This window comes from Bacteroidota bacterium, from assembly GCA_016718825.1.
GTDB lineage: Bacteria > Bacteroidota > Bacteroidia > J057 > JADKCL01 > JADKCL01.
In genome coordinates this window covers 254,289-273,700 of the sequence record JADKCL010000003.1, presented here as the reverse complement: position 1 = coordinate 273,700, position 19,412 = coordinate 254,289, and the positions used below count along the sequence as shown (strand labels likewise).

Here is a 19,412-nt window from a genome sequence, read left to right as displayed (position 1 = left end):
GGCATTTTATCCAATGGGCGTTGGTACCGAATCGGTGTCAACGCCCATTCGGTTTTTGGGACAGGGTTGACCCCATTTTTAGGGTGGCCTTTGAAATTCAAAACTTTCGTCTTTACTTAGTGTTAATTTGACACTTAAGGGAATCCAAAAATTGGGCTGTATGAAAAAACGATTTTCACTGTTGCTGGGATTGCTGCTTGTTCTTTCAACCCTGGGCTGGTCGCAGGTCGTATCTGTGACGCCGGTGTTTCCGATTGCATCGGATTCGGTGGAAATTATTTTTAATGCGACACTCGGGAATGGTGCGCTCACGGGCGTCTCGCCTGTGTATGCGCATACAGGTGTGGTCACGGACCTCAGCGCGACGCCAACGACTTGGCGATACGTGCAAGGAAACTGGGGCACCGCCGATCCGACGGTCGCCATGACCAACGTCGGACCAAACCTTTGGCGCATGAAGTTTCACCTGCGCAACTTCTATGGCGTACCTGGCCCCGAATCGATCCTGAAAATGGCATTCGTTTTCCGCAACACTTCGGGCTCGGTAGTCGGACGTAATACCGACGGTTCGGATATCTTCTACACCGTCTATCAAAACAACCTGCTCAACGTGAGCTTTTTGGCTCCAAGTGCGCCCTTTTTGGTGTCGAGCCAAGGCGCGCCCATCAACGTGAGTGCATCGGCCTCGGGTTCGGCGACTTTGACGTTGACTGACAATGGAACGACGGTCACAACGACTACCGGAACTTCGCTCACGCACATGATGTTTGCCGGCGCTGTAGGCAACCACCGCGTGATTATCTCCGCCGATGATGGCAGCACGGTTGCGAGCGATACCTTCTACTACGCAGTGAATCCGCCGGTGACGGTAGCGGCCTTGCCCGCAGGCACGTTGCGCGGACTCAACCGCGTAAATGCGACGACCATGCGCCTTGTCTTGGATGCACCCGCCAAAACCGGCGTTTACATTCTCTCCGACCTCAACAACTACATCGCGGACACTGCCTATTTCATGAAGAAGACCCCCGACAACAATACCTTCTGGAAGGACATTACGGTTGCTCCGGGCCAAGTCGTCACTTATCAATACTACATCGACGGCAACCTCCGCGTCGCGGATCCATTTTCCGAAACCGTCCTCGATCCCTCCAACGATCAATACATTTCATCCAACACCTATCCCAATTTGCCGACCTATCCCACCGGAAAAACGACGGGAATTGTGACCGTGTTGGATGCCGATGGCGCACCCTATGTCTGGCAGGTGCCGAATTTCACAAAGCCGGCAGAGCAGGAATTGATCGTTTATGAATTGCTGGTCAGGGACTTCATCGCCGAGCACGATTACAATTCGATCAAGGATACCCTCGATTATTTGCAGCGCATGGGGATTAACGCCATCCAATTCATGCCGATCAACGAGTTTGAAGGCAACGAAAGCTGGGGCTACAATCCGTCGTTTCACATGGCTTTGGACAAGTACTACGGTCCGGCTGCGGATTTTAAAGCATTGGTCGATGAATGCCACTCGCGTGGAATGGCCGTGATCTTGGACGTTGCATTTAACCATGCCTTCAGCCAAAGTCCGCTCTGTCAGATGTATTGGGACGCGATCAATTTTAAACCACGCTCAGACAATCCTTGGCTCAATCCCGATGCCCGTCATCCTTTTAATGTCGGCTATGACTTTAACCATGAATCCGCTTGGACCAAGCGTGTTTTCACCCGCACCCTGCGCTATTGGCTACAGGAATTTAAGATCGATGGATTCCGTTTTGACCTTTCCAAGGGATTCACACAAGTCAACAGCGGCAGCAACGTTGGCCTATGGGGCAATTTCGATCAAAGCCGGATCAACATTTGGGACGACTACAAAGATTCGCTGCGTTTGACCGATCCAACCTGCTACCTGATTTTGGAGCACTTCGCTGAAAATTCGGAGGAGACCGCCCTTCACAACATGGGCTTCATGCTTTGGGGCAATCACAACTACAACTACAATGAAGCAACCATGGGTTTTGTGGGTACCTCCAACTTCGAATGGATTGATTACAAAGTCCGTAACTGGAATTCGCCGAAGGTCATGGGCTATATGGAAAGCCACGACGAAGAGCGGTTGATGTACAAAAATCTGCAATTCGGAAACAGCAGCGGCGGATATGACATCACCAACCTGAGTACAGCATTGGCCCGGATGGAATTGGCGGGTAACTTTTTCTTCACCATTCCCGGACCGAAAATGGTCTGGCAATTTGGCGAACGGGGTTATGACATTTCCATCGATGATCCTTGCCGCGTCTGCAACAAACCACCGCGTTGGGAATACATGAACGTGCCTGAACGTCAGCGCCTCTACAAAGTGTGGAGCGCCTTGGGGAATTTGAAAATTTCGCAGGATGTTTTCAATACGACCAATTATTCCCACAACCTCGGCGGCGGCATCAAGCGCATCTATTTGAACCATGCCTCGATGGACGTGGCGGTATTCGGGAATTTTGATGTGAATACGATCACCTTCAATGCTGATTTTCAGCACGGTGGCTGGTGGTACGAATATTGGAGCGGGGACAGCATGAACGTGACCAACACGGCGATGCAATACACCTTGGGTGCCGGCGAATACCGCCTCTACACCACCACAAGACTCCCTAAGCCGAATCTCGACTTCGTCTTGGAAACGGAAGAGGACCTGTTTGCAGGTACCGATCCCCTCCAAATCTGGCCCAATCCCGCCGCGAATACCGTCAAAATCGGCTACGAATTGCCAGGCTCCGGCAACGTCAGCATCGGCATCTACGACCTGACCGGCCGCAGCATCCTTGCGATTCCCGCAGGATTCCAGACCCAAGGCCGCCACGAATCCGCCTTTGACCTGACGGATTTCCTGTCTGGCAACTACATTGTGCGGGTGCAACACGAAACGGGAACGTTTTCGAAGCCGTTGGTGGTGAGGAGGTAAGTCTCAGTATTCGGGATTTTTTTTCGAAATGCAGCAGGAGCGGAAGTCGATTTCGCTCCTGCTGCGTGTTTGTGGAAAACTAGAACAACTTCATTTTTGTCGGCTCCGACAAAGTCACGAAGTTTGATTGTTGCTGTACCGTAAGGGGGTAACGACCTGTTTTCAAACTTCTTAACCATTTTCGATGCAATTCACCCGAGATCAGATCATTCAGTTGGCGCCCGACGATGCCTCGGTCAAGGCAGGGCAGCAATTGGCGACGGCCTCCAAATGGGTTTCGCGGAATGTGCATCCTCTCGCCTTGTGGGGGGATTGTCAGGGCAGTGGGAGCACACCCTACAAGACCATGGTCGATTTGGAAAACATGGCTTTCAAATGCTCCTGCCCGAGCCGCAAATTTCCCTGCAAACATGGTCTCGGCTTGATGTTGCTTTTCCTTTCGAATTCCGAGGCATTTACAAAGCAAGGCAATTTGTCGCCCTCCGTCGAGGAATGGCTAGCCAAAAGGACTGCGCGCACCGAAGCCAAGGAGACCAAGGAAGCAAAGCCGATTGACGAAAAAGCCCAACAAAAGCGTCAGGAAGCCCGCGAAAAGAAGGTCGAATCCGGCGTCGAGGAATTGCGGCTATGGCTCAAGGACTTGGTACGGACCGGCATCATGGGTGTTCCGCAAAATGCCTACCAATTCGCGCAGAACATCACTTCGCGCATGGTGGACGCGCAAGCCGGCGGATTGGCAGCGCAATTGCGCAAGCTTCAGAAAATCAATTACTTTAGGGAAGGCTGGCAAAAAGAATTTTTGTCCCAAATCAGCAAGCTTTACCTGCTGACCGATGCCTTTCAAAAAAGCGATACCCTTCCGCCCGATTGGCAACTCGAACTCAAACTCCTCGTGGGGTGGACTGTGCCCAAAGAGGAAGTGCTTGCAAACGAGGGAATCCACGACGAATGGGCAGTTTTGTCCAAAACCCAAGAGGAAGACGGTAATCTTCAAACCGAACGAATTTGGCTCTATGGCACCCAAAGCCGCAAGTTTGCTTTGATCCTGAATTTTTATGCCGCCGGCCAATTGCCGCAGCATTTGTTGGTTCCGGGAAGCCTATTGCCTGCCGAGCTCGTCTTTTTCCCTTCGGTTTATCCGCTGCGGGCCTTGGTCAAAACGCAAGAACCCCTTCGGCGTCAGCTTCAAACATTGCAGGTGGCAGGTACCGTAACCGACGCGCATGCATCTGTGGCCGCAAGTCTCGCCTGCAATCCCTTTTTGGAGAAAATTCCGCTGATTCTGAGCGAAGTCCAGCTCTCGCGCCAAGGAGCAACATGGTTTTCTGTCGATCCGAATGGGGACGGCATCCAAATCAAAAATACAGGTTTGGACTTGTGGACCATCCTCGCGCTGACGCAGGGAAATCCATTTTCCTGCTTTGGTGTCTTCGAAGAGGACCTTCTGGACATCCAAGCCGTCTGGTTTGCCAACGAATTCCATCCCATCCAATGACCATCACCGACGAAATTCTCAAGTCTGCTCTGCTGGGCACTGACAAGTACATTGCAGCGCCGATTCCCGATTTGGCGGAAATCGCCGACAAGATCAAAACCACCCAATCCGACAAGGAGGACGGTTTTTTGCGGTATGCAGCCACCGCGATCCTGTTTGAAACCTGCGGCCGCGAACCCCTGAAGTTGGAAGCCAATGTCTCGGCTTGTCCAGTGGGAACGTTGCCCTTATTCCCTTCCAATGCCGCTGATTGGCTCAAGACTGCAGTGGCTTCGGAGGATGCAGTATTGCTACCTTATCTCATTTTTCAATGCAATCGCCGCAACGAACGTTTGCCCAATCAGATCGTGCCGCTGCTCATGAATCAAGCGCTCAAGAAGCCTGCACAAGCAGCGCCGATCGTCCAAGCCTGCGGCGAATCCGGCAAATGGCTGATCGGACTTGATGCGCAATGGGCGCCCTTGATCGATGCTAAAATCGCCGAAAGCAATTGGGAAACCGGCACGCACAATGACAGAATGCAATTTCTGCGGGAATTGCGGGCGAAGGATCCGAGTGCCGCGATTCCCTTGCTCACGGAAGCCTTTCCCCAGGAAAATGCCAACAACCGCGTAGAATTCCTCGAATTGCTGGAAATTGGCCTCAGCAATGCCGACGTCACCTTTCTGGAAATGCAGTCGACCGACAAGTCCAAGAAGGTCAAAGAGTTGGCCCTCGACCTGCTCAAGCTGATTCCCGGTTCGTCGATCAACAGAATGTACGAGGACCACATTTCCAGAGCACTCTCGGTTAAGGAGCAACGTGTGATGCTTTTCGCCAAGAAGAAGGTGCTTCACCTGGACAAAAACGTCGAACCTTCGGAGGCGCTGTTCGGCACGGGTATCTCCAAGGTAAGTTCAATCAAAGGCGTGGAGGATCACCACCATTGGCTCCAAAAGGTGCTTGCTTTTGTCCATCCGGATGCGTTGCTGCGCCATTTGCAACTGAGTCTCGATGAATTTTTGGACATCGTGCAAAAGGATGAGGTCGCCTGGGCCTACCACAACGGACTTCACGAAGCAGCCCTTCACTTTAAGCATGTCGCCGTTGCCAAAGCCTTGATGACACGCGGAATCAAGCAAGATTATGCAACCTTGAGCCTGATTCCTGTTGCCGAACGTGGTCCGTTTTATTCCAAGGTCCTTGAAAACAATCTTGTGCAGGTTCTGGAAGACCTGTTTGATGATCAATATGGCTTGATTACCAGGGATTTGGGTTTGCTGTTGGTGCAGGCGCTCGCAGCGAATCCTTACCAAATCAATCAGCCGATGTACCGCCGGTTGGCTTTGCATCTTCCCAACTCGCTGAACGCTCTGCTCAAGGAGTATGCCTTGGCGGGGGCAGATGTCGCAAGTCCGCTACGGTATTTCTCCGCGCAGGTCCAGGAAATGATTCGCCTGCTGGAAATCAGAGAAAGTTTGAAACTTTAAATACATCACCACATGTCACAGCAAATTTTAAGGCAATCCGCCGAGCAGCAATACGCACAGGAACTCGAAGAACTGAAGCGGCAAGACAAGCACCCCAAACCGCAGAATTGGTTGCTGTCGCCACAATCCGTGGTCCATTATCTCATGGGTGGCAAATTGTCGAATGGTTTTGAGGTCAGTGCGAAATACATCGGCAACCGCCGCCTGATGGAAATCGCCGTTGCGACCCTCACCACGGATCGCGCATTGTTGCTCTACGGTTTGCCGGGTACCGCCAAATCTTGGGTTTCCGAGCATATCACGGCCGGGATCACCGGAGATTCCTCCCTGGTCATTCAGGGCACTGCAGGCACGAGCGAGGAAAGTGTGCGCTATGGCTGGAACTATGCCCTGTTGCTGTCACAAGGCCCAACCGAAGCAGCCTTGGTCGAAACGCCCGTTTTTCGGGCAATGAAAACCGGCAAAATTGTGCGCATCGAGGAATTGACGCGCATTGGCGCAGACGTGCAAGACACGCTGATCACGATTCTCAGTGAAAAAATGCTGCCCATTCCCGAATTGAACACCCAAATTCAGGCTGTACGCGGATTCAACGTCATCGCCACGGCCAACAACCGCGACAAGGGTGTCAATGAACTGAGCAGCGCCCTGAAACGCCGGTTCAATACCGTCATTCTTCCTGTTCCTGCAACAATGAACGAGGAGGTCGAAATCGTGCGGCAGCGTGTGGCGAGCTATTCCAAGGCCATGTCCTTGCCCGTCGAAAAGCCCATATTGGAGGAAATTCGGCGTATTGTCACCATTTTCCGCGAATTGCGCAACGGCGTTTCAGAAGATGGCAAGACCAAGCTTAAATCACCTTCGGGCACGCTCAGCACCGCCGAGGCGATTTCCGTGATGAACAACGGATTGGCCTTGGCCTACCATTTTGGAGATGGTTCCGTCAAGGCCGATGACGTTGCGAGCGGCATCATCGGCGCCATCGTCAAGGATCCGGTGCAAGACAAAATCGTGTTCCAGGAATACATGGAAACCGTGCTCAAGAACCGTGACGGTTGGAAGGACATTTACCGGTCCTGCAGGGACATTATCTGAGCAGCATGGCGATTCATCTCTTTGGAATTCGTCACCACGGCCCGGGGTCGGCAAGGCACTTGTTGGATGCGCTCAAGGCGGTCCGACCGTCGATCATTCTGGTGGAAGGGCCGCCGGAAGGGGAGGCGGTCTTGCAATGGATGGGCCGCGAAGACATGAAGCCGCCGGTGGCTTTGCTGGCTTACGTGCCTGATGAACCTAAAAAGGCTGTTTTCTATCCGTTTTCAGAGTTTTCTCCCGAATGGCAGGCGATCCGTTACGGACTTGCCAACAAAATTCCCGTGCGGTTCATCGACATGCCCTTGGTCCACCAATTGGCAGAGACGGCGCCCATTCCCGTTGTCGCTGATGCTGCAATTCTGGAGGAAGAGCAGGCATTGGAGAAACCCGATGGGTTCAGCGCACCTAATTCAGAATTGGATGCCCAGGAATCGGAGGAGGATGAATTCCCGGAATTTGAGATTCCCAGAAATCCCCTTGCCTACCTTGCGGATGTAGCGGGTTATGCGGACGAGGAGGAATGGTGGGAGCACTATTTTGAAACTGGAATGCATTCCACGGAGGTCTTTGAGGCGATTCGAGAGGCAATGGTGGCCTTGCGGGAGCAATATCCGGGGCCGGAGCGCATGATGGAACAAAGGCGCGAAGCCTTTATGCGGCGGGCGATCAAATTGGCGGAACGTGAAATGTACGCCGATATTGCCGTGGTTTGCGGGGCTTGGCACATACCTGCATTGTTGGCAACGCCCAAGCAAAAAGACGACGATGCGCTGCTCAAAGGCCTTCCCAAAATCAAGGTGGAAGCCACTTGGATTCCATGGACAAGCGACCGACTTTCCTTCGAAAGCGGTTATGGCGCCGGTGTCAATTCGCCGGGATGGTACCAACATTGCTGGAACCATCCTGAGGATGACGGAACCCTTTGGTTAACGCATGCGGCGCGCGTTTTTCGCAAGAACAAAATCGATATTTCTTCTGCGCATATCATTGAGGCTGTGCGCCTTGCAAACGCATTGGCAGGGTTGCGCGCACTTCCGCGAGCGGGCCTGAAAGAGCTCAACGAAGCCACCCAAACGGTGATGTGCATGGGAGACCATGTGCCCATGCAATTGGTTTGGCGGGAACTGATCGTAGGAAACGTCTTGGGCGAAATCCCCGAAGGAACGCCGCAAATTCCGCTGCAGCGCGACCTCGATCAACAAATCCGGCAATTGCGACTCAAAGTCTCCAACGAGGCGAGACCCTTGAGCCTCGATCTACGTGAGGAATCCGGATTGCAGAAAAGTATTCTGTTGCATCGGCTGCTCGTGTTGGACATCAAGTGGGGAAGGACGCAATATGTACGTGGAAAAGGGACCTTCAAGGAGGAATGGGTGCTCCTTTGGAAACCGGAGCTCACGATTGAATTGCTGGAAAAAGCGCCTTGGGGAAATACCGTAGAAATGGCTTGCAACCATTATATCGCACATTTGGCAGCAGAAATTACCCGCTTGGATGCCATTACCCAGTTGGCCCAAAGAGCCATTCCCGCCGAATTGCATTCCGGGATCCAAGCGGTGATGCGCCGGATGGACGAACTTGCGGCAAGCACATCCGACAATGCCACGCTGATGGCAGCCTTCATTCCGCTCGTGCAACTGCGCAAATATGGGAATGTGCGCGGAACTGACAGTGAGACCATTGCGGTGATTCTGGATTCGATTTTCTATCGCATGATCGCTTCGCTACCGATCAGTTGCACGGGAATTGATGAGGATCAAGCCACCGAAATGGCCACCAAGATTCGGGAGGTCAACGATGCGGTGCAACTGCTCGACGACGCCGAATTACGTGAAGCCTGGATCGCCACGCTCATCAAAACGATGGCGATTCATCTGGCGGCTCCGATGGTTCAAGGAACTTGCTGCAAGATTTTGTATGATGCGCAAAGCCTTGATCCCGAGGCTACTGCTTTGGAATTCAGCCGCGCGCTTTCGACGGGAAATGAACCCGCATTTTCAGCCGCATGGCTCGAAGGATTTTTGAAAGATGCCGCGACCGTGCTGATCTTGGACGAAACGATCTGGCAAATCACCAACGACTGGGTCGCCGGGCTTTCTGCCGAGGTTTTTCAAGAGGTTGTTCCGCTGCTGCGGCGCACATTCGCCATTTTTCAATCTGCCGAAAAGCGCAAAATCGCCGAAAAGGTCAAACATGGGGAAGTCGGAACCAAAGGTCCACGTGTAATTGCCGGCTTCAATGCGGAGCGGGGAGCAGCGGTCTTGCCGATTTTGGAAAAGTTGATGGGGTTGCAAAGCCAACAGGTTTTGGATGTTGAAATGGAAATGCAATGAACGAAGAACTTGAAAAACGTTGGCGGTTGATCTTGGGCAGCGAAGCCAAGGAGGAGCTTTCGATGACGCTTTCTATACAGGAAACCGGCATTGACAAGACATTGGAAGCGCTTTACAATACGAGTCGCAAGGCTGGGCTCGGGCCGAGTTCGCCCAATGTTTCCCGATGGCTGGGTGACATTCGCGAATATTTCCCCAATACCGTCGTCAAGGTCATGCAGCAAGATGCGCTCAAACGCCTCAACCTCACGAGCATGCTCACGGAACCGGAAATGCTGGAAACGGTCGTGCCGGATGTGCATCTCGTCGCCAATTTGATGACTTTGGGACGTGCCATTCCCGAAAAGACCAAGGCGACTGCGCGTTTGGTTGTCAAAAAGGTGGTGGACGAATTGCTGCAAAAGTTGAGTTCGCCCTTGCAGCAAGCCATCGCAGGTAGTCTCAACCGAAGTGCACGAAATCGCAGACCGCGGCACAACGAAATCAATTGGAACGAGACGATTCGCAAGAATCTCAAGCATTATCAGGCTGAATACAAAACGATTATCCCGGAAACCCGCATCGGCTACGGTCGCAAGCGCAAGGCAATGAAGGACATTGTACTCTGCCTCGACCAAAGCGGATCCATGGGCAGTTCTGTCGTGTATTCAGGGATTTTTGGAGCGGTAATGGCTTCGATTCCGGCGGTGCAAACCAAAATGGTCGTCTTTGATACGGAAGTGGCCGACCTCACGGAAGATTTGCAAGATCCTGTGGATCTGCTGTTTGGCGTGCAACTCGGCGGAGGCACAGACATTAATCGTGCGCTGACGTACTGTCAACAGATCATTTCGCGACCGTTGGACACGGTGTTGGTGCTCATCACAGACCTTTACGAAGGTGGCAACGTAGCCGAGATGCGCAAACGCGCCCATGAACTCACGGCGGCTGGTGTGCAATTCATCACTTTGCTCGCGCTCAACGACGATGGCGCCCCGAGTTACGACCACGGAAATGCGGAGTATTTCGCTTCCCTCGGAATTCCCGTTTTTGCCTGCACGCCCAATTTGTTTCCCGACCTCATGGCAGCGGCTTTGAGCAAACAGGATATTCAGCAATGGGCGGGAGATCAGGATATTAAGGTTGGGTAGCAGTGAATAGTTAGCAAGTAGCAGTTAGCAATTAGAATTGCGAAGCAATCGCGTCAGCAAATGAGGAATTAGAAATGAATTGCTTGCAGTTTGCGGGTGAGGGTGAATCATTTTTGATGAGGACGGATTTTTCTTTTTTCCTTGGCGAAAGGTTTTATCCGTTTTGGGCTGCTTTTCCGGCGATTGAGTTTCAAAACATGACCGTTGGGGAGCAAATGCGTTCTTGGAATATCTTGGCTTTGTAGTTTTGCATCAATTTAAACAGGCAAACTTTTTATCAATGCAAAACAAGCCACTTCATGAAACAGTCCATTCGCGGTCAACGTGTGCCCAATTGGCACAAACCGCTTCCAAAACACGAATTCAGTCAGCGCTACCGTAGGTTATCGCAAGCGCCGCTTGCAGAAGATCTCGATACGGAAGCAGAAGCTCATCACGGTATAGATTGCTGCTGCCGAGTCTGCTATGATGGAGAAGATCATTATGACTTTGCCTACAAGCCCGATTTGATAAAGCAGGAAATCAGGAATTGCATCTGGCGAGAAAACTCCGACAACCTTCAATCCTTGATTCCAGCAACGGTTTGGGATCGTTTGGGGGCAGTAAAAAATCATGGGGGATCAACAACGCCACAGCTTCGCAAGGACCGGATCCCATCCGAAGAATTGGCACTGGAGCTCCTGAAATTTGCCACGTTTTTTGACGTCAACTACCAAACCGCCCATGTGCTTCCCGAGTCCCTTCGGGAATTTTTGAAGGATCAAACGAATTTGGCCACATTTCGAAACTTGAGTGAAGGCGCATTCATTGAAAATCCGAGATTCTTGATGAATGTTTTGTTGCTGCAACCCTTTTGGGTGAGGGATGCGCAAACATGGACCGATCCCATGACCGACGTCGCGAGCCGTCAGCGATCTTTGATCGACCATCTATTTGTGATTTATCCAGTCCCGCCGGTTTTTTATACCTGTTGGAATCAGAAGAATGTGGAACCGCAAGCGGCTTGGTTGCAGTGGTTTTTCCTCGCTGCGCAAGGTGCTAGCATTCAATCTGCTTCGCAAATTCTGGGCTGGGAAATTCCGCGCAAATTCGCGCATTACCTGATGATGGCGCCAGGCTATCTGTCGTTTGACGCGGCTTGTACTTGGGCAGAAATGTCACGTCTCGGAATCAGCAACCTCAGCTTCGGGACCGTTCACAATTGGAATGCATTTTTGTTGAATCCAGTCGTGCCGCCGCCAAAACGAAAAGCAGTTGAATATTCGAGGCAAACGCTACTTTGGTTGGATCAGCATTGTAAGTCATATTCTGCAGCTGACTTCGAATTGGTGGTGGATTGGGCCATTCATCTCGTCACTGAAGTGGAACGTTCGGGTGAAATTCAATTCGAATGGCATGGCCGAAGCCCAGCGAGGGTTTTGGATGCAAGCAGGGAATATGAAGCAAGTCGGTATCGACCCGCCGTCAAACTGCGCTGGAAACAGAAAGGCTGGGACTGGACCGGGGAGGATGAGGCTGGCCATCAATGGACCATCACGGAACTTTGCAACGGAACGCAACTTTTGGAGGAAGGCCAGGCAATGCGCCATTGCGTGGCGGGCTATGCGCACGCTTGTGTAAATGGAAACACCGCCATTTTTTCCTTGAAATGCCAGGACGAGCGCAAGGTCACCATCGAATTGGCCACCCACTCCAAAGAAATCCGTCAAGCAAAAGGAAAATGCAATAGGCAAACAACGCGGCAGGAGCAAGCCATCATCGAGGTTTGGTTACAATTTCTAAGGTCAATCAGGTAAAGCGCAATCGCATAAAAGCAAGATCAGCTTTGGGTTGACTGACTAAGGGGATGAACTTAGCAGTTCTCAATTAGCTTCGCTGAACCCTTCGGGTTTGGCTTCGCCGATCTTCGATTCTCAATTCTCAATTCTCAATTCTCAATTCTCCATTCACCCTCACCGCTTCGGACACGATTTGCACCGTTTTCCGTCCTTGTATTTTTTGCAGCACTTTTTCTTGCCTTCGCAGCAGCCGACGAGGCCGCAGGCAAATTTGGGCAAGCGCTCTTCGTCGCTCCGTCCAAAGATCGAAAGTCCATTGTCAACGCTGATAAAGTCTTCCATGTTACCTTCCATTTCGAATGCAAATATCGTGCTTATTTAGAATCGTTCCAAATAAGAAAAGGAAAAATTCATCCACAATGAGGAAAGTCATGGAAGTTCGAGCCCTCCATTTTTCATTTCAGACAGCAAAGAATTTCATTTCTTTATTTGGCCACGAAGGCACCAAGGCACGAAGTCCAGCCTGTCCGCTTGGTGTCTTGGTGCCTTGGTGGCCATCCACCGCCTCTGAGTAGTACTGTGTGAATTTCCCCTCCCAATGGCGACTTCGCAGGGTACAAAAATTGCCAATCTCCACCCAAATCAGCGGTTCCGACCTGCCAACCCTCCAAATTCGCCGAAATTCCTTCTCGCTCTCACTCTCCCGCTCACACTGATTTTGCACTCGAAGCCCAAACAGCTTATCTTCACCGCCAAATCGTTTAAAGCAAGAAGAATGCTGAAGAAAATACTGATCACACTGATCCTCACGCTCACCCTCACCCTCACACTGCGCGCAGCGGAGGGCATGTGGATTCCCGCGTTGCTCAAGTCCCTCAATGAGAAGGACATGCAAGCCATGGGCCTGAAGCTCACCGCCGAAGACATTTATTCGGTCAACAAATCCAGCCTCAAGGATGCCATCGTGCTCTTTGGCGGCGGTTGTACCGCAGAGGTGATTTCGACGCAAGGGCTCATCCTCACCAACCACCACTGCGGATTTTCGCAGATTCAGAGCCATAGTTCAGTGGAGCACGATTACCTCAAGGATGGCTTCTGGGCCAAATCCAAGGACCAAGAATTGGCCAATCCCGGACTGACCGCCACATTTATCGTGCGCATCGAGGATGTGACCGCCAAGATTCTGGACGGAACTGATGGGCTGGATGTCGCAGCGCGCGCTGCACGGATCGGTGCCAACATTCAAGCGATCGAAGCCGCAACGGAGGCTGCCGAACCCAAACATCAGGCTGAAATCAAGCCATTTTTCTACGGGAATGAGTTTTACATGATCGTCACGAAGACGTTCACGGACGTGCGCCTCGTGGGTGCGCCTCCCGGAGGCGTCGGCAAATTTGGCGGCGATACCGACAACTGGATGTGGCCACGCCACACCGGCGACTTCTCCATGTTTCGCATCTACGCCGATGCCAACAATGAGCCCGCGGCGTATTCGGCAGACAACAAACCCTATACTCCCGGTCATTCCTTGCCGGTATCGCTCAAGGGCACAAAACCGGGTGACTTCACCATGGTCTATGGTTTCCCTGGGCAGACACAGCAGTATTTGCACAGCGAAATGGTCAAGTTCATTGCTCAGGAAATGAATCCGCGGGCGATTGCCATGCGTGACAAAAGCCTCGAGATCATCGACGAAACCATGACCAAAAGCACGCGTTTGCGCATCGCCTACGCCGCCAAACAAGCCCGTATCGCCAATGCCTGGAAAAAATGGATCGGCGAAACCAAAGGTTTGGAGCGCCTGCATGCCGTCGAAAAGAAGCAGGCCCTTGAAAGTCAATTCAACACCGCCGTTGCCCGCGATCCCAAGCTTGCAAGTCAATATGGCGCTGTTGTCACCGATCTGAATGCCTTGATCCTCAAGGCAAAGCCTTTCCTCATGGCCCGTTCCTTGTACATCGAATTTTACCACATGGGCCCCGAGGCACTGCGGTTTTCCGCGGCATTTGCGGGTCTCGCCGACAACTATGACAAGCTCGTCGCCGATGGAAAATTGGCCGACGAAATTAAAAAGCTGAAGGAAAGCACCACGGGATTCTACAAAAACTACGATCCGGATGCCGACCGCCGCATTTTGGCTGCATTGTATCCCATGTACATCGACGGTTTGGATCCGACCTTGCGACCCGACATCCACGCAAGTTTGACCGCCAAATACGGCAAGGATTGGGACCGTTATGCCTCCGAAACCTTCGCCAAATCCGTCTTCACCGACGAGGCGCGTTTGAATGCATTCTTGGACAAATTCGGGAAAAAGGGTCCGAAAGTGATCCAAAACGATCCGATTTATCAGTTGCAGAAAAGCGTCTCTGCTGCTTGGACGGCCAAAGCCTTGGCCTCCGGACAGGAAGTGAATGCCAAAATGCAGGACCTGATGCGCATCTATGTCAAAGGCCTGATGACGGTGTTCAACGACAAAAAATATTGGCCCGATGCCAACAGCACGTTGCGCGTCACGTATGGCAAGGTCGAAGGCAGCGAACCTGCCGACGGCACGATTTACAAGCCTTACACGACGATGGATGGCGTGCTTGCCAAATATGTCAAGGACGACCCCGAATTTGACATTCCGCAGCGCCTGATCGACCTCGCCAAAGCCCATGATTTTGGCCAATATGCCGATGCTAATGGCGATTTGGTCGTCTGTTTCACCGGCTCCAACCAAACGACCGGCGGCAATTCGGGTTCGCCCGCGATTGACGGCAGCGGGAATTTGATCGGCTTGAACTTCGACCGTAGTTGGGAAAGCACGATGAGCGACGTGATGTATGACCCCGAGCGTTGCCGCAACATCATGGTCGACATCCGCTACGTGCTTTTCATCGTCGATAAATATGCGGGCGCGACCAATCTGATCCAGGAAATGAAACTCGTACGCGAATGAGTTACACCAAACGCGAAGAAAGCGACAACATCTTTGATGCCGCCTCGGGCGATGCGCAGATGAACTGGGCGATGGAAAAGGCGCGCCATACCCTCGGCTATTTCCGGGAAAGTTTGGCCGATCCATCCGAGGAACAGTACGGTTTCTCCTTGAAAGTCAGGATCGAAGACGAAAATGGCGTCGAGCACATGTGGCTTGGCGACTTGAGCCTCGACGAAGACGGTCTGTTTTATGGCACGCTCGATAGCGATCCCGTAATGGTGCAAAATGTGAAGGCAGGCACGCGAATCGGCATTCCCGTGGATGCGATTTCAGACTGGCTGATCGTGGAAGATGGACGTTTGATCGGCGGATATACAATCCGGGTTTACCGCGAGAGCCTGAGTCCCGAGGAACGGCAGGAATTTGACAAGGGATTCGGGGTGACCTTTGACTACGGCGTGGACCATTTTGAACACGACATGACGACACCGGAAGGGGCGATTCTGTGCTTGGAAGATGCCTATTCGAATGGCGATTTGGAAGCTGCATTGGCTTGCAAGGACTTTGAAACCGAGGCGAGAATGCTCTTGGAACGCCTGCCCAATTTCGAGGAGCAGGTCGATGAGTTGGTCGAATCAACGGCAGAAACGCTGCGATTGTCCTTCGAAGCCCATTTCCGGGGAGGCGCGATGCCGAATTTTGACGGGATTCTGAGGGCATTTCCGGAAAGGGAATTTCTGGATCCCGACACTGTCTTGGTGTCCGAAATCTGCTATCATCCCGACGGTAAACTCACCCTCGACCGCCTGCTCGTGACCCGTCACGGCAACGAATGGAGAGTTGGGCCGCCGATCAATGGGGATGAAGACGAATGATCCATGGGGGGATAGTCAATCTTTGTTGCGACTGTGGAGAGTTGAGAGAGGAGAGTTGAGAGTTGTCTTTTAACTATCAACGCTCCACTCAATATGTTGTTTTTTGTGCTCAAGCAAAAGGAGATTCAAAATGAGGCCTTTATATTTATTGCCATTGAGTTACTGATGTTCCCCAAAAAGACATTGGATGCGTGGGGCAAGAGGCTTCTGCGCCTGCTGAAGAGGTCAATTCTACGCGGCAAAAGGTCGAAGGAAATCAGCTTCCGGAACGGCCGGAGCCCGTCGCCAAAGGGCAGGAACCTGTGGAAATGGAACTCGAAACCTTGAGCGAAAAGGACTTCCTCGCCAAATCTCGGTACCGCGCGAAACCAAAGGACTATTTCATCGGGACTGATTTTGCAAATAAAATCGATCCGCAATTGTATCATTTTCAGCGGGTTGAGGTTCAGGTGGATGCGAAGGTGAAAACCGAGATCCGGATGCAGTTTTTTGGTGCCTGGGCGATCTGGAAAAATGTCGATGGCAATTGGGAAATGCTCACGACGATGACCAATGACAATGGCACCATGATGCATTTCCATACGCTCAATCCCAAATTTGAGAGCCTGGGAAGCTTCGAAATTGCCTGCCGCATGACCGATGGCAAGGCCGTCACCATTCGCCGAGGCAAATTCACCAATGAAGACACCTACGAATACACCGTGGCTACGCGCGAAGGCAATTCCCTGGTCGACAGCGTCAACGGATTGATGGCGGTGATCCCTTCCGGAACCTACAAACAATTTTCCGAGACGCGGGCAAAATAGCCGGCCAAGCCGATTCCATTCTGCCTCAGCCGAAAAACTGCTTTCCAGCTTCGTCATTCGAAATTCGAGGGAATGAAATAATGCTGCTGTAAATCAGTACTATTTCGGAGGCATTTGACTATCTTCACCCTAAAGGATTCACACATGAAAAGAGCAATTACATTTCTACTGCTTGCGTTTTGCCTGTTCCATTTCTCCGGTGCAACGACCTTCACAGTTACTACGGTGAGTGACGCTGGCGCAGGTTCCCTGCGGGAGGCCATGACCTTCTGCAATCTCACCCCGGGCGCAGACAATGTTGTGTTCAACATTCCCGGACAAGCTCCACATACCATTTATTGCTTCAGTTCGCTTCCTGTGCTCAACGATGCCGGCACGACCATTGACGGCACCACGCAGCCTGCCAATGGCTACACCGGTAACGGGCGCAAGATTATCATTGACGGTTCGCAGTTCCAGAACGGAGACGGCATCGAAGTCAACGGGGCAAATTTTACTTTGAAAGGCGTTCGAATTCAGAAATTTCCCTACAATGGCCTCGTGATCAATGCCGGCGCGAGTGGCTATGTGCTCGGCGGCGTGGGAGCAGGCAATACCATCAGCGAAAATTATTACCGCGGAATTGAAGTGAACGGCGCAGCAAACGGCACACTCAAAGGGAATTTTATCGGAACCGATGACGCCGGTTTGGTCGCCAAAGCCAATGAATACGAAGGACTTGTGCTGAATGCGGGCTGCAACGGGACCGTGATCGGCGGCGTATTGGCGGGGGAAGGTAATGTCATTTCGGGAAATCGCTACCAAGGCATCCAAATCGAGGCCTCCACCAATTGCAGCATTCTGGGCAACATGATTGGCGTGAATGCAACCGGGACGGCGGCGATTCCGAATGAATATGAAGGCATTTTCCTCACGAACGGTGCCAACGGTAACACGATCGGCAGCGCAACAGCGGGAGGGAGCAATGTGATTTCGGCGAATCTCTACAGTGGAATTCTGATCGAATGCAGCAACAACAACGTGGTCAAAGGCAACAAAATCGGAACAGACATGTCCGGTGGAACGGCCCTCGGCAATCAATATTCGGGTGTCCAGGTTGGCGTGCATTATTCGAATTACGGATGCCCCAGTAGCGGAAACACGATCGGCGGACTCAATGCCGGCGAGGGCAACGTGATCGCCAATAGCGGCTACTACGGTGTCAATGTCTGGGGAACGAATGCCAATCACAATCCGATTCGCGGCAACGTGATTTATTGCAACGGCTATGATGGCATTTCTTTGGAGGACGGGAATTACATGCAGCCCGATGGCAACAATGGCTATGCTTCTCCGGTGATTCTCGCGGCCAATGCAGCGGGCGCCAACGGCACCGCAGCCGCCAATGACTGGGTCGATCTTTACATCGACGACCAATGCCAAAACTGCGAACCACGCAGTTTTGTGGCCACCATACAAGCCAATGGAACGGGAAATTGGTCCTACAGCGGCGCACTTTCGGGGAGTTTGACAGCGATTGCGACCAATAGCATCAACAACAATTCATCCGCCAACAGCCCCTGCTTTTTCATCACGAACAGTACGGTCCCTCTCGCGAATTTTATGGCCATCACCACAGATTTCTGTGGCAGCGGCTGCACAAGTTTTCTGGATTTCAGCACAGGGCAGCCTACCTCATGGTCGTGGACATTCCCAGGAGGCACACCTTCGACGAGCAACCTTCAAAATCCGCAGTACATCTGCTACAGTGCGCCAGGAACCTATGATGTGACGCTTGTGGCGACCAATGGCAGCGGATCTGATACACGGACATTGACTGGCTACATCACCGTCACGACGGCACCCGTGGTTTCGGCGGGCCCCGATGTGAGCATCTGCGAAGGCGACACCACGCAATTGCAGGGCCAAAGCAACGGCGGCTACGCTTGGAGCATCGCTGCCGGCCTCAGCGATACCACAATTGCAAGTCCATTGGCGTTCCCGACATCGACCACGAGTTATGTCTTGACCGGTCAGAATGCCAATTGCAGCGTCGCGGATACGGTTTTGGTGACTGTTTTCCCTGCGCCGACCGTTTCCATCAATGCCATCGGGCCGCTGTTGACCGCCACGAACGGCGTTACTTTTCAATGGCTGTTGAATGGAAGCCCGATTTCAGGTGCAACTAGTCAAAGCTTTACCGCATTGACCTCGGGCAACTATGCTGTTTCCATCACGGATGCAAATGGTTGCAGTGCCGTTTCAGCTTCGATTTTTATTGATGTGGCGAGTGCCATCGGCGAGGCTTTGCACTTGCACTTTGAAGTGGGTCCCAATCCCGCATCCGAGATGATTCAACTGAGCGCCTCCGGCCTGCTCAGTGATCGCGGCGAAATTCAAATTGTCGACCTGTTGGGGCGCATCTTGGAGCAAGAATCGGTCGACGTGCAGGGCGGTCGATTGGGCATCCAACTGAACGTTTCCCAGCTCGCCACTGGAATGTACCGGATTGTGCTCCGGACAGAATCAGGGATCGGATCGGTGAATTTTGCGGTGGAAAGGTAGGA

At 52.3% G+C, this 19,412-nt stretch carries 12 protein-coding genes; 11 read left to right on the top strand and 1 reads right to left on the bottom strand.

The annotated features are described in order from the left end of the window. The first annotated feature begins 160 nt into the window (after positions 1-160). The 7 genes from IPN95_04850 to IPN95_04820 all read left to right on the top strand — a co-directional run bounded on the left by IPN95_04850 (position 161) and on the right by IPN95_04820 (position 12,277). On the top strand, positions 161-2,959 hold the full coding sequence (locus IPN95_04850; protein ID MBK9448736.1) for a T9SS type A sorting domain-containing protein: 2,799 nt from the start codon (positions 161-163) through the stop codon (positions 2,957-2,959). A 184-nt stretch (positions 2,960-3,143) separates the two neighbouring features. Continuing rightward, positions 3,144-4,454 carry an SWIM zinc finger family protein gene (locus IPN95_04845; GenBank protein ID MBK9448735.1) on the top strand — a complete coding sequence of 437 codons (1,311 nt, stop codon included), beginning with the start codon at positions 3,144-3,146 and terminating at the stop codon, positions 4,452-4,454. Then, complete coding sequence (locus IPN95_04840; GenBank protein MBK9448734.1) at positions 4,451-5,923, top strand: hypothetical protein; 1,473 nt, start codon at positions 4,451-4,453, stop codon at positions 5,921-5,923. The genes IPN95_04845 and IPN95_04840 overlap by 4 nt, the downstream gene beginning before the upstream one ends. 12 nt (positions 5,924-5,935) lie before the next feature. After that, on the top strand, positions 5,936-7,018 hold the full coding sequence (locus tag IPN95_04835) for an AAA family ATPase (GenBank protein ID MBK9448733.1): 1,083 nt from the start codon (positions 5,936-5,938) through the stop codon (positions 7,016-7,018). A 5-nt stretch (positions 7,019-7,023) separates the two neighbouring features. Next, entirely contained in the window at positions 7,024-9,351 is a 2,328-nt protein-coding gene (locus IPN95_04830; GenBank protein MBK9448732.1) for a hypothetical protein, read from the top strand. Next, on the top strand, positions 9,348-10,481 hold the full coding sequence (locus IPN95_04825) for a VWA domain-containing protein (GenBank protein MBK9448731.1): 1,134 nt from the start codon (positions 9,348-9,350) through the stop codon (positions 10,479-10,481). Before IPN95_04830 ends, IPN95_04825 begins: the two co-directional genes overlap by 4 nt. A 299-nt stretch (positions 10,482-10,780) precedes the next feature. After that, complete coding sequence (locus IPN95_04820; GenBank protein ID MBK9448730.1) at positions 10,781-12,277, top strand: PcfJ domain-containing protein; 1,497 nt, start codon at positions 10,781-10,783, stop codon at positions 12,275-12,277. A gap of 156 nt (positions 12,278-12,433) precedes the next feature. Here the strand turns inward: IPN95_04820 and IPN95_04815 are convergent, their stop codons facing one another. Further along, entirely contained in the window at positions 12,434-12,613 is a 180-nt protein-coding gene (locus tag IPN95_04815) for a hypothetical protein (protein ID MBK9448729.1), read from the bottom strand. A 421-nt stretch (positions 12,614-13,034) separates the two neighbouring features. Here IPN95_04815 and IPN95_04810 point away from each other — a divergent pair, with 421 nt between their 5' ends. The 4 genes from IPN95_04810 to IPN95_04795 all read left to right on the top strand — a co-directional run bounded on the left by IPN95_04810 (position 13,035) and on the right by IPN95_04795 (position 19,410). Then, a complete protein-coding gene (locus IPN95_04810; GenBank protein ID MBK9448728.1) occupies positions 13,035-15,203 on the top strand; it encodes a S46 family peptidase in 2,169 nt (722 codons plus the stop codon). Then, positions 15,200-16,060, top strand: coding sequence for a DUF2314 domain-containing protein (locus IPN95_04805; GenBank protein ID MBK9448727.1), 861 nt, complete (start codon positions 15,200-15,202; stop codon positions 16,058-16,060). The genes IPN95_04810 and IPN95_04805 overlap by 4 nt, the downstream gene beginning before the upstream one ends. A 191-nt stretch (positions 16,061-16,251) precedes the next feature. Then, positions 16,252-16,866, top strand: a complete 615-nt coding sequence (locus IPN95_04800; GenBank protein MBK9448726.1) for a hypothetical protein — start codon at positions 16,252-16,254, stop codon at positions 16,864-16,866. A 144-nt stretch (positions 16,867-17,010) separates the two neighbouring features. Next, entirely contained in the window at positions 17,011-19,410 is a 2,400-nt protein-coding gene (locus IPN95_04795; GenBank protein ID MBK9448725.1) for a PKD domain-containing protein, read from the top strand. Positions 19,411-19,412 lie beyond the last annotated feature (2 nt).

What these genes read in the sequence shown, in the direction of transcription:
- IPN95_04850 (MBK9448736.1), top strand. Translation starts at nt 161, where the DNA reads ATGAAAAAACGATTTTCACTGTTGCTGGGATTGCTGCTTGTTCTTTCA.
- IPN95_04845 (MBK9448735.1), top strand. Translation starts at nt 3,144, where the DNA reads ATGCAATTCACCCGAGATCAGATCATTCAGTTGGCGCCCGACGATGCC.
- IPN95_04840 (MBK9448734.1), top strand. Translation starts at nt 4,451, where the DNA reads ATGACCATCACCGACGAAATTCTCAAGTCTGCTCTGCTGGGCACTGAC.
- IPN95_04835 (MBK9448733.1), top strand. Translation starts at nt 5,936, where the DNA reads ATGTCACAGCAAATTTTAAGGCAATCCGCCGAGCAGCAATACGCACAG.
- IPN95_04830 (MBK9448732.1), top strand. Translation starts at nt 7,024, where the DNA reads ATGGCGATTCATCTCTTTGGAATTCGTCACCACGGCCCGGGGTCGGCA.
- IPN95_04825 (MBK9448731.1), top strand. Translation starts at nt 9,348, where the DNA reads ATGAACGAAGAACTTGAAAAACGTTGGCGGTTGATCTTGGGCAGCGAA.
- IPN95_04820 (MBK9448730.1), top strand. Translation starts at nt 10,781, where the DNA reads ATGAAACAGTCCATTCGCGGTCAACGTGTGCCCAATTGGCACAAACCG.
- IPN95_04815 (MBK9448729.1), bottom strand. Translation starts at nt 12,613, where the DNA reads ATGGAAGGTAACATGGAAGACTTTATCAGCGTTGACAATGGACTTTCG.
- IPN95_04810 (MBK9448728.1), top strand. Translation starts at nt 13,035, where the DNA reads ATGCTGAAGAAAATACTGATCACACTGATCCTCACGCTCACCCTCACC.
- IPN95_04805 (MBK9448727.1), top strand. Translation starts at nt 15,200, where the DNA reads ATGAGTTACACCAAACGCGAAGAAAGCGACAACATCTTTGATGCCGCC.
- IPN95_04795 (MBK9448725.1), top strand. Translation starts at nt 17,011, where the DNA reads ATGAAAAGAGCAATTACATTTCTACTGCTTGCGTTTTGCCTGTTCCAT.